The organism is Ruegeria sp. BF6 (genome assembly GCF_056538665.1).
On sequence record NZ_JBQFTN010000003.1, the window covers coordinates 229,073 to 244,493 of the forward strand.

Genomic DNA, 15,421 nt, shown 5'->3' on the forward strand with positions numbered 1-15,421 from the left:
CCAGATGTCCGGAATTCCCCACGATCATTACGAGCCGAAGACAAACGGTGAGAAGTGGCTGAACAGCCGACTGCCTATCGTCGGCCTGATCTACGACACCATCATGATCCCCACCCCCAAGAACCTGAACTGGTGGTGGATCTGGGGCATCGTCCTGGCGTTCTGCCTGGCGCTGCAGATCGTCACCGGTATCGTTCTGGTGATGCACTACACCCCGCATGTTGATCTGGCCTTCGCCAGCATCGAGCACATCATGCGCAACGTGAATGGCGGCTATATGCTGCGCTACCTGCACATGAATGGCGCGTCGCTGTTCTTTGTTGCGGTCTACATCCACATCTTCCGCGGCCTGTTCTACGGCTCGTACAAAGCCCCGCGTGAAATCACGTGGATCATCGGGATGCTGATCTACCTGATGATGATGGGCACCGCCTTCATGGGCTACGTTCTGCCCTGGGGTCAGATGTCCTTCTGGGGTGCGACCGTGATCACCGGCCTGTTTGGCGCGATCCCGTTTGTGGGCGACGCGATCCAGACCTGGCTGCTGGGCGGGCCCGCGGTGGATAACGCCACGCTGAACCGCTTCTTCTCGCTGCACTACCTGCTGCCGTTCGTAATCGCGGCGCTGGTGATCGTGCACATCTGGGCTTTCCACACCACCGGCAACAACAACCCGACGGGTGTTGAAGTGCGCCGTGGCTCGAAAGCCGAGGCCGAGAAAGACACGCTGCCGTTCTGGCCCTACTTCGTGATCAAGGACCTGTTCGCGCTGGCCGTGATCCTGGTCGTGTTCTGGGCGATTGTCGGCTTCATGCCGAACTACCTGGGCCACCCGGACAACTACATCGAAGCCAACCCGCTGGTCACACCTGCGCACATCGTGCCTGAGTGGTACTTCCTGCCGTTCTACGCGATCCTGCGTGCCTTCACCGGTGAGGTCTGGGTTGTTCAGTTCGCCAGCTTCATCACCGGCGGCATCGTCGACGCCAAGTTCTTTGGTGTGATCGCGATGTTCGGTGCGATCCTGGCCATGGCCCTGGCGCCCTGGCTGGACACCTCGAGCGTGCGTTCGGGCAAGTACCGTCCGATGTTCAAGTGGTGGTTCTACCTGCTGATCATCGACTTCTTTGCCCTGATGTGGCTGGGAGCGATGCCCGCGGAAGAGCCCTATGCGACCTTCTCGCTGATCGCGTCCGCCTACTGGTTCGCCTATTTCTTCGTGATCCTTCCGATCCTCGGTGTGATCGAGAAGCCTCTGGCACAGCCCGAGACCATCGAAGAAGACTTCAACGCGCATTATGGCAAGGCTGACGCCGACGCCACGCCGGCCGAGTAAGAAAAGGGACCGGAAACATGTTCAAGAAACTTGCAATCGGTGCCGCGTTTGCTCTGGCCCTTGCTCCTGCTGCGTCCTACGCGGCAGGCGGTGGCGAGCAGCATATCGAGGACTTCCACTTCTCGTTCGAGGGGCCATTCGGAACTTGGGATCAGAACCAACTGCAGCGCGGTCTTCAGATTTATACCGAGGTCTGCGCAGCCTGCCACGGCCTGAGATACGTGCCCCTGCGCGACCTTGAGGCGCTGGGCTATTCGGAAGAAGAAGTTATTGCGTATTCGGCGGCCAACTTCGAAGTGTTCGATCCTGAGCTGGACGATTTCCGCCCGGCCATCCCGACCGACCACTTCCCGGCCAATGACGGCGTTGGCGCACCGGACCTGAGCCTGATGGCCAAGGCCCGCGCCGGTTTCCATGGCCCCTACGGTCTGGGTATCAACCAGCTGATCAAAGGCATGGGTGGTGCGGAGTACATCGCCTCGCTGCTGGACGGGTACACCGGTCACGAAAAGGAAGAGGCCGGCACGGTCCTGTACGAAAACACTGCCTTCCCAGGTGGTTGGATTTCGATGGCACCCCCGCTGGCGGATGATCAGGTCGAGTTCACCGATGGTCACCCGGCCACGGTTGAAGCCATGTCCGAGGACATCGCCGCCTTCCTGATGTGGACGGCCGAACCGAAGATGATGGAGCGCAAATATTCCGGCTTCGTCGGCGTGATCTTCCTGTCGCTGCTGTCGGTCCTGCTGTACCTGGTCAACAAGCGCCTGTGGGCCGCTGTAAAGGGCAAGAAGAAGCACTAAGCGCTGATCTTCCTTAGAATTAAGAACCCCCGCGCCACTGGCTGCGGGGGTTTTTTATTTGGGGGGGGAGGGGCCAGCCCCTTCTTGGCCTGCGGCCAATTCAACTCCGAGGTATTTTGGGCCAGATGAAGAGCGAATCAGGCAGTGAGTTGGGTTTTGGTGGCGCCAGTGATTGTGGCGGTCACGATCTGCCCTTCTGTCTGAGGGGTTCCGAATGACACCTCGGTGAATTGTTCGGTGCGGCCCATATTGGGGTTTTCCATCAGGATATGATGGGTCCTGCCGATCTGCTCGGTCAGGTGCTTGGCCACCTGAGCGCCACCCGCCGTGCGGAGCCGGGCGGCCCGGTCCTTGATGATGGTGCCGTTAATCTGCTGCGGTATGCGGGCCGCTGGAGTGCCGTCGCGCTTGGAATAGGGGAAGACGTGCAGCCAGGTCAGATCGCAGTCGGTGACAAGCTTCAGTGAGTTTTCGAAATGCGCCTCGGATTCGGTCGGAAAGCCCGCGATGATGTCAGCGCCAAAGGTCATCTCGGGGCGCAGCTTGCGGGCTTCTTCGGTGAAACGGATGGCGTCGTCGCGCAGATGACGGCGTTTCATTCGTTTCAGGATCAGATCATCCCCGTGCTGCAGCGACAGGTGCAGATGCGGCATCAGGCGCGGCTCGGTGGCGATGGCCTGCATCAGGTTCTCATCCACCTCGATTGAGTCGATCGAGCTGATCCGCAGGCGCGGCAGGTCCGGCACCAGTTTCAGGATGCGCATCACCAGATCGCCCAGCTTGGGCTGTGCAGGCAGGTCGGCGCCCCATGAGGTCAGGTCGACCCCGGTCAGAACAACTTCGTTATAACCGCGATCCACCAGCCGCTTGATCTGGTCCACCACCACGCCCGCAGGAACGCTGCGCGAGTTGCCGCGACCGTAGGGGATGATGCAGAAGGTGCAGCGGTGGTCACAGCCATTCTGGACCTGCACATAAGCGCGCGAGCGGGTGCCAAACCCGTCGATCAGGTGGCCCGCCGTTTCGGTGACCGACATGATGTCGTCGACCTGCACGGCCTCGGTTTGGCCGATGAAATCCGCGGCCATACCTTTCCAGGTGCCGGGCTGCATCTTTTCGGTGTTGCCGATGACGGCGTCGACCTCTTCCATTCCGGCAAAGGTTTCGGGTTCGGTTTGCGCGGCACAGCCGGTCACGATCAGCCGCGCGTTGGGATTTTCGCGGCGCAGCTTGCGAATTTCCTGCCGAGCCTTGCGCACCGCCTCGGCGGTCACGGCGCAGGTGTTCACCACCACCGCATCGGTCAGGCCGGCCTGTTGCGACAGTTCCCGCATCGCCTCGGTCTCATAGGCGTTCAGGCGGCAGCCCAGTGTAGCGAATTTGGGCGCGCTCATCCCAGTGACCTCAGAAAGTCCGGAGTCAGAGTGCCCGAGAACACGTGGCAGGTGGGTCCGGTCATCCAGACGCCATCCTCGCGCCAGTCGATCCAGATGGTACCACCGTCCAGGTCGATCTGCACCTTACGCCCGGTGAGGCCGCGCCGTGCGGCGGCAACGGCAGTTGCGCAAGAAGACGAGCCCGAGGCCAGCGTGATGCCCACGCCTCGTTCCCACACGCGCATGCGGATATGATCTGGGCCGATGACCTGCGCCACCTGCACGTTCGTGCGCTCGGGGTAGAGGGGGTGGTATTCGTACCGCGCCCCGAACTCGGTCAGAGGGATGGCCTCGGCGTCCTCGACAAAGAAGGTACAGTGCGGATTGCCCATTCCGGTGGCGGTTGGCCCACCCTCGATCGGCAGCTCCAGCGTTTCGACTTCTTCGGCCAGCGGAATCTCGTGCCAGTCCAACTGCGGCGGCCCCATGTTGACCGAGGTCAGCCCTTCGCCTGCATCGCGTGCGTACAGGGTGCCGCGTTCGGTTGTCAGTGTCAGTTCGGGTTTGCCGGTTTCCTCCATCAGGAAACGCGCAATACAGCGCGTGGCATTCCCACAGGCGGCCGAGGTCGATCCGTCGGCGTTGTAGAACACCAGGTGCGCATCCGATTCGCCGTTTTCAATCACCGCCAGCTGGTCGAATCCGACACCAAACTGCCGATGCCCGATTCCCCGCGCCAGAGCCGGCGTAATCTCAACGCTTTGCGCGCGCGCATCGACAATAACAAAGTCATTGCCTAGTCCGTGCATCTTCATGAAGGGCAAACCGGAGGTCAGTATTCGTTGCATGGCGCGCATATAACCCTGCGCTTGAAAGGAATCCACCCTGCGGTGAAGATTCCTGAAAAAAGGGGTTGACCCCCCCGCGCCACCTGCCTAATTAGGCCGCCTATCGGGTCGCCGGAAACAAGTTAAGTGAAGGCGAAACGAGGCGCAAAATAAAGGCTTGAACCCGGTCGGGAAAATGCCTTAGAGAGCGCCACGGATCAACAAGATCCAGACAAAAGAGTGGGCCGTTAGCTCAGTTGGTAGAGCAACTGACTTTTAATCAGTGGGTCGCAGGTTCGAATCCTGCACGGCTCACCACTTTTTATCAATATATATCAAAACCTTATGCAATGCCTTGCGTCACTTAGTTGAGCGACGGAGGCGTATACTTGTTGTTCTGGGGGACATATAGGGGACAAAAACTGCGAATTTCGTCTTTCGTGTGTTTTCATTGAAAAGAGGACCGACCGCATTGTTAGTCAGCCCCTAGTGGTTGCCAACGCAGTATAAAAAAACAGAAACTGCGACACTAGTTTCCTTGACAGCGAGTCTCTCCTGACTCATATAGGGATTATTGCATCCCGGCAGATTTATCTGTCGCAAGCCGTGGGCGTGAAAATGCTCACGGCATTCGCATTTCTGGAGGTCTAGTTGACGAAGGTCATTGCCTATATTGACGGGTTCAATGTTTACCATGCAATCGAGGATGCAAATCGTGCGGTACGAGGTGCGCGCTCACACTTAAAGTGGCTAAATCTCTGGTCATTGATGGAAGAGTTCATCGATCCATCGGTTCACAAAGTGGGCGCAGTTAAGTTCTTTACCGCATACCCGACATGGAATCCTCAGAAGCATAAAAGGCACAAGAACTATGCCGATGCTTTGGAATACGTCGGGGTTACCATAATTGAGGGGCAATTTAAGCCTAAGACAAGTTTCTGTAAAAACTGCAAAACGGAATACAAAGGACGCGAAGAGAAAGAATCTGATGTTAACATCGCGATGCATCTGATTAATGACGCGCACCTGAACTTGTTTGATCAAGCTTTCTTGGTAACAAATGATTCTGACTTACTTGGGCCAGTGAGGCTTTTGCGGAATACTTTCGACAATAAAAAGATCAAAGTAATCGCGCCGCCATTCAGACCACATAGTAAAGAGTTGTGGGCTGCGGCTGACAAAAGAGGCAAGATTCAAGAAGAGCACATGCTCCGAAATCTCTTGCCTGAGACCGCGACAGACGAGCATGGTAACGAGATTTTTCGACGCCCAGTTGAGTACGATCTGTGACGATCCTGCTCTACGTTTGTTTTTCGTATTGTATCAGGAATTGCTGTCTTACAGAGACACCTTGGCCAGTTCAGAGCTCGCGACCACCAACGGCGGTTCCTTAGGGAACGACCGAATATCAAACCACTTGAAACACGTTCCATCTGCGTTGCGCTTGTCACCCATGTGCAGGAATGAACCTGCCGTCCTGTGTCGTATCAGCGCCGCCCTGAACGCCCGCAGGTCAATCAGCCACCATCTTACAATCGATTGTCCGTCTGGCCCCGCATGGCCGTAGAACATCCAGTCGCCATAGCCGTTCACTATCTTGGATAGCTCCGTCTCAGCACCAGTAGGTAACTTTGCCCTGATGGTGAACTGGTGCGGGTATCTTGATGCGTAGCCGTGACGTCTGACCCTGGCTGCAATCCGCATGTCTTTGGCGTCTAGCATCAACAAATCCGTGGCCTGAGAATGGTCCAGCGGATCTGGTGCAGCTTGTATAATGTGATTGCCGATGATGCTCTTTATCTCGGGCAAGAACTGGTCCGACCAGTGCCGGTTGACGCTGTAATAACTCATATCAATTCTCACTAAGGAAAAGGGCGCAGATAATGCTGCGCCCCGTGTTTAATGTTGATGATTTGTCCAGTTGGGGCCTCAATGTGATTTCTAAACCTCCAATTTTCTAATCAAACGATGGGCCAAATCAGCGTTAGCTTTTGATTTAGAAACCTGTTCTTCGCACACCCGAACAATGGTCAGGATAGCTTGCATTTCATAGAAGCTGTCGTCCATTGCATCGCGGGCAATGCCCCTGATCCCCATTAACAGCGCCTCGGTCTGATCCAACATTTCGTCAGTGTCGGTAATCTCAGCAAGCAGATTCAGAGCCTTCTTTCTCGCCTCTCTGGGATCACTTGGCAGGGATGCGAAATACTCCGCGTCCTGCTGCCGTAGCGAGTCAATTTTCTTTATCTTGTCCCGGTAAACGGAATCCCCGCAGCGGGGCAAACCGCCGTTTATATGGTTTTCATACTCACTGACGCGGCTGGGTGGTTGCTTTAATCCGGGCATATCTCCCCCATTCGCGCAGGCGCGTTGTTCTTGCATTGCTGTTTCCTCCGATTGTGTTATGATCCTTAGGGATCAATATAAACACTGATCCGAAGGGATCAAGAGGTAAAATGACAGGCAACCAACTGCAAGCGGCGAGAGCGCTTATCGGATGGTCTCAGGTTCAGGTGGCAGAAGCAGCGAACGTTTCGGTTCCGACCGTCAAACGAGCTGAAGGTGCGGGCAGAATATCTGCGTCAACAAACGCGATAGACGCCATCCGTGCCGCACTAGAAGCCCAAGGCGTTCAGTTCCTGGATGAGGGAGATACGGCTTATGGGCCGGGCGTGGTTTTGGTGAGAAAGGGTGGCCAGTGAAAAAAGTTCAAAAATTGGTCCGCAATCTCGCGCTGTTAACGGCTCTCGTAACCGGCGACGGTTTAGTGTCGGCTGGGGCACAAGCTCAGCAAATCAGTGGTAACTCACTCTATGAGGCTTGTAGAAGCGAAAACTCTGTAATGGCAGGGTTTTGCATTGGCTATCTAATCGGCGTTATTGAGGGGCGCAGTATCGGTGCTTTTCAGGTCTTGGCTCAATTGGATTCCAGCGAAAATACGGAAGATGCAAACGGCCTTATCAATCACTTCCTCGGCCACTGCATCCCAGATACAGCCTCAAACGAGCAGCTTCGAGACGTAGCAGTTGAGTACCTCAGCAAGAACCCATCCATTAGGCACGAAACTGCCCGTTTACTGGTTTGGCAGGCCTATGTTGAGGCGTTCCCATGCCAAGGATGAGTAACTTTAAGAAGCTGTGCAGTTGTTCGTATCATAGATGAAACCGGCGACCTTGGCTTTAAGCTGGAAAAGGGTTCCTCCCCAAAAGAAATTCAATCTGTTTCGTTGATCGCCCGGGATAAGCAATCGTCATCGACTAGGTTACGGCCACCTGCAAGCATGGCAACTTTTGCGTCCCTCTCGGACGTTGCCAATGTCATAGGTCTCCGTCCAAAGGGAGTAAGTTTCTCAATCATGCAATCCGCCAAAACTTCGTTTTGTTGTTCCTTCAAGCCCTCAAGGGAGAGGTGTTTGACGTAGTTTTCCTTAGCGAGCTGCGTAATCTGGGCAGCTTCGTTTGCCTCGCGTGTCGCTTCATCTGCCTTAAATTCACTGCGTACAAGAATGGCGGTGAGTACGGCCACAACGAACAAGGCAGCGACTATCAAGGCTTTCTTCAATGCTGAAACTTCCCAAACTATAAAGTGAGGGTTACCTATCCCGCGCGGCGCTGTAAACCATGAAGCCCACAAACCTTCTATGCGCATAGAAAAACGAAATCAGCGCCTAGGGCCTGCTACATCCGCTACATTCGCTACATGGCCTAGCCCCCTTATGACTGAGAAAAAGCCCGCTACGGGGATTCCCGAATTGGTCTTGAGAGGGGTTGCTCATAAAATGGCCACTATGAGCTAGGCTAAGAAGTAGGCCCCCAGCATTCCTATCTTCGTTGAGGTTTTGCTATGACCATTGTCCGCACCCCGACCGAATACCGCGCCGCACTCCGGGAAATAGAGTATCTGTGGGGATCTGAGCCTGATACCGAGGAAGGCCGCAAACTGGACGAGTACCTAGCTGCGGTGGATCGGTACGAAGAAACCAAGAAACCCGTACCGGAATTGCAGGGGTAGCGTTTCGTTCCCCGCCAGACCTGATATGCGGACCACAGAGCCGTGCATGTGCCTGACGGGCAATTTGGGGCCTCTGAGGCGAAACGTGGGGTGAACCCAATTGCGTTACCTTCGGACCTCTAACTCTAAACTCAGAGCGCCGACAAAACTGCAATCAGGAATACCTTTGCAGAGACTTGAACTACCTATAATCGGCGAGGGAAGTCGGACCCGAAGTATGCCCTTTCTGCCCAATGAGGTTGCTTCCATAGTTCTCGATTTTTTCCATCTCGCATCATCGGCGAAAAATGTTGGTTCCTCCGACAGGGCCTTAAATAGTTGGTCGGAAAGTGGAGCGAGTGCATCGCTGACATTCGCCGCAAAGCTACAGTGAAAAACATCAAAGCTGCCAGCATCATTAGAAGAGTGCCAAAGTATGGTGCTATCTCCAAAATTCAGTTTGACACGCCCTCCGTCATCAGTGTTGCGCGAAGCAAAATAAAAGTCAGGTGATGGCCGCTCGTATCTTTTTAGTCCAAGTTCTCTCCCTTTCTTCCGAACAAAACTTGGATCGTCTACATGTTCCACGCAGACATCCAGGAATAGTTTCGTAACCTGCTGGGAAGTAAACTCCGCCTTTGGAACAACAACATTCGGTTCGCTAATTCTGGCGATACGTCTTTCTTCTTTCGATGCACACGCGCTTACGCCGAATAGAATGGCCCCTAGGGCTAGAAAAGAACAGAAACGATGAAGCATTTTTACCCTAAATTACTTAGCACAACCATCGTTAGAAACCTTCGAAGCGCAATGCAATTATCCCCACCGTCGCATGGTGCGCTTTTCCGGCACCCCTCGGTCAAATCTAGGGTACGTCCCCCATTGGGGGGTGAACAATCACGCCGTGCTGATGCCTGCTTTCAGGCATGAATTGCGCCCGATGGGGCGAACCCTCCGTGCGCTCTGGCTTTCCTGCTTAACGGAAAGGGGAGGGCGTATCCTTTCCCGCATAGACCGCCTCGGAAAAAGCGGTGACGGTTGCCTAAATCAGCCTATTTTAAGCTATCTATTTCGCTCTACTGTAGACGCTGTTGGCCTGCGCCAATTTGCACCACTAGCAGAATCGTGACTGAGACGCGTAGCTTCAACTCCATTCAACTTGGAGATTTATTATGGCTTACTTCCTGGTGACCTACGATGTTGTTGAGGGCAACAGCTACGATGAGATAATCAAGGAATTGGAAAGGCTAGAAGCAGTTCGCACCCAAGCGTCAGTTTGGTTGCTTGATATCCGGAACACGGCGCATCAGGTAAAAACACACCTAGCTCAGCACCTTGAAGACGATGATAAGTTGATGGTTGTCGAATTCGACAAGGAGCCAGCATGGACCAGGGGTTTTAAAGGGACAAAAACATGGATTGATGAGCGGTTCTAGTCTGGGCTGGCTTCGGTCTCGGAGTTGTTTCCGGACAACTTCTTAGGAATGTTGAATTCGAGCTTTCCGCTGCGACCATGAAGGATCATATACTTGATCCTCGCTTCCTCATCGCTGCTTTCGGGAAGTACAATCCATTTCCCGCCTATTGCGTCTATCTTCACTGGTGATATTCCTTTCGTTTTCGTGCTGCCATCTTGCGACAGCCTTCCTTGCAATACTTGGCGTCGATCCGCTTCCACTCGGGCATGAGGCCCCCGCAGTAGGCGCAGTGCCAGCCTCGGGAATAGTTTTGTGCCAGCTTGTTTGCCCGCCGTGCAATCCGGTGCGCGTTCTGCCAAGGATAGGACGTGAAGTTCACCCGCACGTAAGGCGGGTTCAGTTCTTCGATCCAGATTGATGCATACTCTCGGTCTGTCATTCTGTACCTTTTCCGGGAACTGCCATTGAAATTGCTGGGTAATTTGGAGCTAACTCCCCCTGCGGGCTTTACAGGCCATCTGCCAAGGACCATCTTGAGTGCATGACAGTTGCTGACCTTTCCATTTTCGAACTGTATTGCGTTGCAATGGCATCCGCGTCCATTCTTGTGCTGGGTTGCTGGGCGTTCTTGACCGTTCTGCGTGACACCGAAAATCAACTGTCTTGGCTGGGGTATGGATTCATTGCGCTTGGTGCGATGGGAGGGATTGTAGGCCCCGCGCTATACGGGGCCTGGATACTTTACTCTGGACTTAGCTGAGGCCCGACTCCGTTCAGCATCAGGGCGCGGACAATCATGTCCCTGACCTTGCTGGGGGCCTGAGCCGCTACCTTTTGCAGGTTGGCAGGCAAACCCGACCCCATAAGCGCTTTGACAATCTCAGGGGCAACACGCGCCTCTCGGCCCGCTGTGGCCTTCCTGAGAAATGCCCCGCCACCGTGACGTGCAGCCAGCATAGCCGCAGCACCGGCACCAGCACCTTGAATGTCACCAGTTGTGGCAAGTCCCGCACCACCGCCGACGCCACTCAACAGACCTTGCTCAATGAGTTGGCGGGCCGTGGTGGAATTACCCGTCAAAGCCCGGTGCGTGTTGCCAAAGGTGCGTTCATTGGCAATCTGCTTCTGAACCTTAGCGGCCCCCTCCGGCCCCAAAGCGGCTTGCATGGCGTCCTGCTGGCGACGTGGGCCAAACAGGCTGTCTACAACGCCGGGGGTGTCCCTGCGGTTCTGTAGCTGGTCTATCTTGCCCGATGCGTAGCCCTGTGCAACTTCGTCAGGGTGTGCAACTGCTGCCTTTTCTGCACGGCGGGCATAGTCTGCCGACACACGCGGCTTTGCACCCTCTGCGCCGATATTAACGGCATTCTCTCGGGTTCTGGCACTGGCTGCTAATTGCCTTGCGCCCCCGTACTCTGGCATCAGGTCATCAATCCGTTCGCGAACCTGCCTTGACAGCATCCCAGCAATCGCCTGTTCGTTTGTCGGACCTTGCCCAAGAGAGGGGCGGGCCATGTCATCCAAGGCTTTCTTAGCTCCATCCAGTATCGCCAAGTTGGACGGATCGCCGGGAATGCCTTCAGCCACCATGCGGTCACGGGCAAGGCTCTGCCCCCGCTCAAAGGCAGTACGGCCCATACCGGATCTGGCTAAGCTATCAAAGGCGTTCAGGTCGATATCGTGGCCCAAAGAGCGGGCCTCGTTATAGGCTGCGTCAATTCCTGGTTTGGTCTTTTGGCGGATGCCGTGAGCCAAATCATCAACCGACTGCGGCGCATCCATCCGCGATGCCTTCAGAAGGCTATCAGTCAAGCGGTCGCTCTGACCCGCCATACGGGCCGCTGAGGCGCTTTCCAGCATTTCGCGGGCTTCGGGGTTAGCATTGGCCGCTGCACGTCCCAGAGCGCGCCCACGTTCGCCCATGGCGTCGATCAACATCCCCTCGGGGCCGAGGTCATCCAGTATTGCCGCCGTCTCCGGTGTCAGAGCTTGTGCGATACGGGCCTGTGCCTGAGAAACTGGCTTACCAGCTCTGCGAGCGATGTATCCACTGACGGCAGGGGCGGCAGAAAGGGCACCTGCAGCAGCACCGCCGGTGGCCGCGCCGATGCCTGCGCTTAAGGCGGCACCTTCTGCGCGTTCCGTCAGGTCGCCATCGGTGTGACCAGCGCCAGCCAACAAACCATATCCGAATCCATCAGCCATAGAACCCGCAACCGCCTTACCCGGCGTCGAAGCCTTAGCCGCCAGACTCAGCCCAGCTTTGCCGATTCCGGCAGCGCCGGTTGCAATGCCCGCCACGTCGCCAACGGTTGAAGCGGTCGGATGGTGAGCCCGTGCCGCCTGGGAACGAGCCTGTTCTTCGGCAAGGTTTTCACTAAAGCTGTCGGTCGCGTGTGGGATGACACCGGGCGGCATCCCATATGCCACCGGACCCAGAGTTTCCCCCAAGGCCCTTACCTCATCACCGAACCCGAACAGGGCTGTATCTGCCGCGCTGCGGACACCTGCGCCGATGCTTTCGAAGTCGCGGATATTGGCACGGGGCACCATCCCGCTTTGCCGCAGGGCGGTCATGGCCCGTTCAAACAAAGACGGGTCATAAGGGGCGACAGTAGAGCCGTCCCCTGACGGAATATCCGGGTTTTGCGCCGCCTGTCGGGCTGCTGCCTGCCGCGCTTTCAACTGACGCAGCTTGAGGGCTGCGATTGGGTCGTTACTCAAAATCCTAACTCCTGATAGCGAAGGGACAGGGCTTGTTGCTGGGCAGGCGTCAAACTGTCTATGTCGATATTGTTCAGGTCCCCAACTTCCATGGTGGTAAAGTTGAAATCCCCCGCCGCTTGCTTCGAAGGAAGGCGCTGCGTGTTTCCAGTCGGCAAGTCCGCAGACCGGCCCATAAGGTACGCCTCTGCCTCCGTGGACAGCTTGCCGAATACACTCTCAACGGTATCTAGCGTGCTGAGAAGGCGCTCCTCGGACATGTCCTGTTTCAGTGCACCGAGTTGGGCTCCTAAGAGGTCGATTTCCTTTTCGGTCACCTGTCCAAGTCCGCTTGCGCCGGTTGCACTGGCTTGCTTGAGCTTTTCCAGCCGGTCGAACACCACCATGCCCTTAAGGGTTTCGAGCATCCCGGCCATGTCTGCCGATTCCTGGTTGATATGCCTCAACTTGCTGCCAATGACCCCGACTTCGGGAAGGTCGAAAAAGCCGCCACTCCTTAGCATCTTTCGGATTTCCTGCGAGGTTTCCACCACTACACTGCTTCGATTGGCTTCTGCCTGCGCCGCTGCCTGCGCGGCTTTGGCATCTGCTGCGCTTGTATCCTCTGGTCCGCCAACAATCGGGGCCATTGTCGCGATACCCTGCTCATTCAGGACAACTTGCCCCGTGGCCGGGTCGCGTACGTACATGAACCCGTTCGGGGCTTTTGGATATGCAGGAATCGGCGCGTTTCCACCACCAACGGTGATATTGCTCTGAGCTGCACCAGCCTTTTTGATATCCGTCTGATACTGAACGATATCGCCCTCATAGCCACCAGCAACAGCAGCGTCATAGTTCTGCATTAGCGTAGTCTTGTCTGGCTGCGGGTTCTGCATCTGCTCAAGCTCAATCTGAGCGCGTTTTAGCTGCATCTGACGCAGCGGGTCATTTGCCTGCGCCCACTGGTCATAGGCTTTGCTATCCGCCGCCCTGCGGTCCTCTAGTTCCGCCATCAACATGGCCCGCTGACCCTGATTGATCCATGGGCTTGAAAGCGCCTCATAGAAGGCGCTGTAGTCTTGCTGATGAGGTTGTGCGGGTTGCGGAGAACCGCCGCCAAACTTGTTGACCCACTGATTTGCGAAGTCGCCAGCGGTAACACCTGCACCACCGGCATTTAGGGCGACGGCCTGATCCCCCACAATGCTTGCAGCGCTTGCGTTGGGATTGGATAGCAACTTAGCCGCACCACCCGCGCCTTGCTGGTGGGCAAGGTATAGCTCACCCGCGCTGGGGTCGCGCCCCAAGACTTCGCGCAGATGGGCCGCATTGTCTGCTGCCAGTTGCGCCGCAGCCCGTGCCGATGCGTGTGGGTCTGTCTTATCCGCCAATCCGTACTGTTGTGCCGTGCTGTCGATGAACTGGAACATTCCGCCAGCGCTCGATTTCGGGTTCTGAGCATGTGGGTTCCCGCCGCTTTCAATTTGCGCCGTACGGGTTAGATACCCGGCAGGCAGGCCGTGCTGCTGTTCCAAACTTTCGAACACACCCTGCATCGACATGGCGTCGGGCTTGCCAAGGGCGGCCATAGTCGCGTCACCGATTTCCTGCGCTTCGGAACGTGGCCGTGCGAAAGAAGCGCCCGCGCCGGGGTTCGATGAATCGAAGACGCCGAAAGTGGGGTTAGATGGCTGTCGCCCAGAAAGGGCTGCAGCAATGAGACCTGTAGCTTTCTCACGGCCCTGTGCCTGGCTGCGCTCAATCTGCTTGCTCAGTCCGCGCACCATTAGGGCGTTGCCGATAGCGTGTAACCCTTCGCCAAGGTTTTGCGGCATCCGGTTTGAGTTCGCCATAAGGGCGTTCACAACCTGACGGTTCCGCTGCAAATCATCATACGATACGCCAGTATCGCCCCCGAAGACGAAACCCGGCTGCTTGTTGGTGCCCGTCATTGCCTTACCTCATTCGATTCCTGGCCCATGGTTTCCATCAGGGCCAGTGCTTTGTTGATTTCTGCCCAGCGAGCTTTTGCACCCTCTGATTGCCGTTTGCGGCCCGCCGCAGTCCTTGCTCCTGTTGATGCGCCTCCGTGCAGGCGACAACGGGTCTTCCCTGGCATGGGTTCATTCATGCAACGGGTGTCGTCGCGCAGTTTTGCGCCGCAGATCCGTGATTCCGTCAATGACATTTGCGCCACCCCCACATGATTGCAGGGCCATCCGAAAGGGGCAGCACACCTGTTTGCTGAAAACCCACTTGCTGATGTAGCCAGATATTGGGCCAGTCAGTGGGGCTAACCGCCGTGATGTACTCGGGTTTTTCTTCGTCCCAGAAGGCGTTGACGATGGCTTTCAGGTCTTCATCGGGGCATTCGCAGGTATCGCCCGAAAAGTGTGCCTCCACATGCCAAACGTTCTGGATATGGCTCAGAGTGAAAATGCCAATAGTGCCGTCCAGACGCCAGTACTGGACCAACCCGCTGCAGATCAGTTCTGCGGCGTCACCGGCCAGTTCTTCGAACTTGTCCTGGCCGAATTCACGCGCGAGCGATATGCGTTCGGCCTTTGCCCGAATATCCTGCTTTTCTTCCTGCGCCGCCTGCATCGCAAGCCCCCGTTATTACCTGATTTAACGGTATCATATTACCCCATACAAAGCAAGAACAAGTCGTGAACGTATGGTAACTGTGCGGTGCCAAAACATCACTGTAAAACTAGGAGATTTCCTTAGATTTTAGGGCCGACTTTCCATTGCTTCAGTAGGGTTGCCCGCTGATTAAACAGGTTTTTTCCATCACTGTGGACAGAACAACCTATTGTTTGACCCACGCAGTAAACTAGACCACGATATTCGGAGTTATTTTGATTTGATCTACTATAGAGCTGTTTAGGGGTGATAAATGACTATTCCGCAAAGTGGTTTCGTAATACTGATTGAAAGAAAACGAACTCAATCTAAAGGTTCA

General features: G+C 55.8%; 18 protein-coding genes and 1 tRNA gene. 8 read left to right on the forward strand and 11 right to left on the reverse strand.

Annotation, left to right across the window (positions count from 1 at the left end):
- Nucleotides 1-4 precede the first annotated feature (4 nt).
- Together petB and ACR0IM_RS11495 are read left to right on the forward strand one after the other, a co-directional pair.
- Complete coding sequence (petB, locus tag ACR0IM_RS11490) at nucleotides 5-1,336, forward strand: cytochrome b (RefSeq protein WP_170405072.1); 1,332 nt, start codon at nucleotides 5-7, stop codon at nucleotides 1,334-1,336.
- Nucleotides 1,337-1,353: 17 nt separating this feature from the next.
- Nucleotides 1,354-2,139 carry a cytochrome c1 gene (locus ACR0IM_RS11495; RefSeq protein ID WP_480592203.1) on the forward strand — a complete coding sequence of 262 codons (786 nt, stop codon included), beginning with the start codon at nucleotides 1,354-1,356 and terminating at the stop codon, nucleotides 2,137-2,139.
- 137 nt (nucleotides 2,140-2,276) lie between these two features.
- Here ACR0IM_RS11495 and mtaB read toward each other — a convergent pair whose 3' ends face one another.
- Nucleotides 2,277-3,533, reverse strand: a complete 1,257-nt coding sequence (gene mtaB, locus ACR0IM_RS11500; RefSeq protein ID WP_480681990.1) for a tRNA (N(6)-L-threonylcarbamoyladenosine(37)-C(2))-methylthiotransferase MtaB — start codon at nucleotides 3,531-3,533, stop codon at nucleotides 2,277-2,279.
- Nucleotides 3,530-4,372, reverse strand: a complete 843-nt coding sequence (dapF, locus tag ACR0IM_RS11505) for a diaminopimelate epimerase (RefSeq protein WP_480681991.1) — start codon at nucleotides 4,370-4,372, stop codon at nucleotides 3,530-3,532. Before dapF ends, mtaB begins: the two co-directional genes overlap by 4 nt.
- Nucleotides 4,373-4,584: 212 nt before the next feature.
- Here dapF and ACR0IM_RS11510 point away from each other — a divergent pair.
- A tRNA-Lys gene (locus ACR0IM_RS11510) sits at nucleotides 4,585-4,660 on the forward strand.
- 333 nt (nucleotides 4,661-4,993) lie between these two features.
- The gene (locus ACR0IM_RS11515; protein ID WP_480641331.1) at nucleotides 4,994-5,632 is read left to right on the forward strand and encodes an NYN domain-containing protein; all 639 of its coding nucleotides are present in this window, start codon (nucleotides 4,994-4,996) and stop codon (nucleotides 5,630-5,632) included.
- 48 nt (nucleotides 5,633-5,680) lie between these two features.
- Here ACR0IM_RS11515 and ACR0IM_RS11520 read toward each other — a convergent pair whose 3' ends face one another.
- Together ACR0IM_RS11520 and ACR0IM_RS11525 are read right to left on the reverse strand one after the other, a co-directional pair.
- A complete protein-coding gene (locus ACR0IM_RS11520) occupies nucleotides 5,681-6,193 on the reverse strand; it encodes a hypothetical protein (RefSeq protein WP_480641330.1) in 513 nt (170 codons plus the stop codon).
- 90 nt (nucleotides 6,194-6,283) lie between these two features.
- Nucleotides 6,284-6,724: a hypothetical protein gene (locus tag ACR0IM_RS11525; protein WP_480641329.1), complete on the reverse strand. Its 441-nt coding sequence runs from the start codon at nucleotides 6,722-6,724 to the stop codon at nucleotides 6,284-6,286.
- A 74-nt stretch (nucleotides 6,725-6,798) separates the two neighbouring features.
- Between ACR0IM_RS11525 and ACR0IM_RS11530 the strand changes: the two genes are divergently transcribed.
- Nucleotides 6,799-7,044: a helix-turn-helix domain-containing protein gene (locus ACR0IM_RS11530; protein ID WP_480641328.1), complete on the forward strand. Its 246-nt coding sequence runs from the start codon at nucleotides 6,799-6,801 to the stop codon at nucleotides 7,042-7,044.
- Nucleotides 7,041-7,463, forward strand: coding sequence for a Rap1a/Tai family immunity protein (locus ACR0IM_RS11535; protein WP_480641327.1), 423 nt, complete (start codon nucleotides 7,041-7,043; stop codon nucleotides 7,461-7,463). The genes ACR0IM_RS11530 and ACR0IM_RS11535 overlap by 4 nt, the downstream gene beginning before the upstream one ends.
- Nucleotides 7,464-7,555: 92 nt before the next feature.
- On the opposite strand, the gene ACR0IM_RS11540 is transcribed toward ACR0IM_RS11535, so the two are convergent.
- Complete coding sequence (locus tag ACR0IM_RS11540; protein WP_480641326.1) at nucleotides 7,556-7,903, reverse strand: hypothetical protein; 348 nt, start codon at nucleotides 7,901-7,903, stop codon at nucleotides 7,556-7,558.
- 282 nt (nucleotides 7,904-8,185) lie between these two features.
- On the opposite strand from ACR0IM_RS11540, the gene ACR0IM_RS11545 reads away from it, so the two are divergent.
- Entirely contained in the window at nucleotides 8,186-8,353 is a 168-nt protein-coding gene (locus tag ACR0IM_RS11545) for a hypothetical protein (protein WP_480641325.1), read from the forward strand.
- 105 nt (nucleotides 8,354-8,458) lie between these two features.
- Here the strand turns inward: ACR0IM_RS11545 and ACR0IM_RS11550 are convergent, their stop codons facing one another.
- On the reverse strand, nucleotides 8,459-9,091 hold the full coding sequence (locus ACR0IM_RS11550; protein ID WP_480641324.1) for a hypothetical protein: 633 nt from the start codon (nucleotides 9,089-9,091) through the stop codon (nucleotides 8,459-8,461).
- A 413-nt stretch (nucleotides 9,092-9,504) separates the two neighbouring features.
- Between ACR0IM_RS11550 and ACR0IM_RS11555 the strand changes: the two genes are divergently transcribed.
- Entirely contained in the window at nucleotides 9,505-9,768 is a 264-nt protein-coding gene (locus tag ACR0IM_RS11555; RefSeq protein WP_480641323.1) for a hypothetical protein, read from the forward strand.
- A gap of 160 nt (nucleotides 9,769-9,928) precedes the next feature.
- On the opposite strand, the gene ACR0IM_RS11560 is transcribed toward ACR0IM_RS11555, so the two are convergent.
- The 5 genes from ACR0IM_RS11560 to ACR0IM_RS11580 form a co-directional block, all read right to left on the reverse strand.
- Nucleotides 9,929-10,189, reverse strand: coding sequence for a hypothetical protein (locus tag ACR0IM_RS11560; RefSeq protein WP_480641322.1), 261 nt, complete (start codon nucleotides 10,187-10,189; stop codon nucleotides 9,929-9,931).
- Nucleotides 10,190-10,491: 302 nt separating this feature from the next.
- Entirely contained in the window at nucleotides 10,492-12,474 is a 1,983-nt protein-coding gene (locus tag ACR0IM_RS11565) for a hypothetical protein (RefSeq protein ID WP_480641321.1), read from the reverse strand.
- A complete protein-coding gene (locus ACR0IM_RS11570; RefSeq protein WP_480641320.1) occupies nucleotides 12,471-14,408 on the reverse strand; it encodes a transglycosylase SLT domain-containing protein in 1,938 nt (645 codons plus the stop codon). Before ACR0IM_RS11570 ends, ACR0IM_RS11565 begins: the two co-directional genes overlap by 4 nt.
- Nucleotides 14,405-14,644 carry an HGGxSTG domain-containing protein gene (locus ACR0IM_RS11575; protein ID WP_480641319.1) on the reverse strand — a complete coding sequence of 80 codons (240 nt, stop codon included), beginning with the start codon at nucleotides 14,642-14,644 and terminating at the stop codon, nucleotides 14,405-14,407. Before ACR0IM_RS11575 ends, ACR0IM_RS11570 begins: the two co-directional genes overlap by 4 nt.
- A complete protein-coding gene (locus ACR0IM_RS11580; RefSeq protein WP_480641318.1) occupies nucleotides 14,635-15,060 on the reverse strand; it encodes a hypothetical protein in 426 nt (141 codons plus the stop codon). Before ACR0IM_RS11580 ends, ACR0IM_RS11575 begins: the two co-directional genes overlap by 10 nt.
- Between the last annotated feature and the right edge of the window lie 361 nt (nucleotides 15,061-15,421).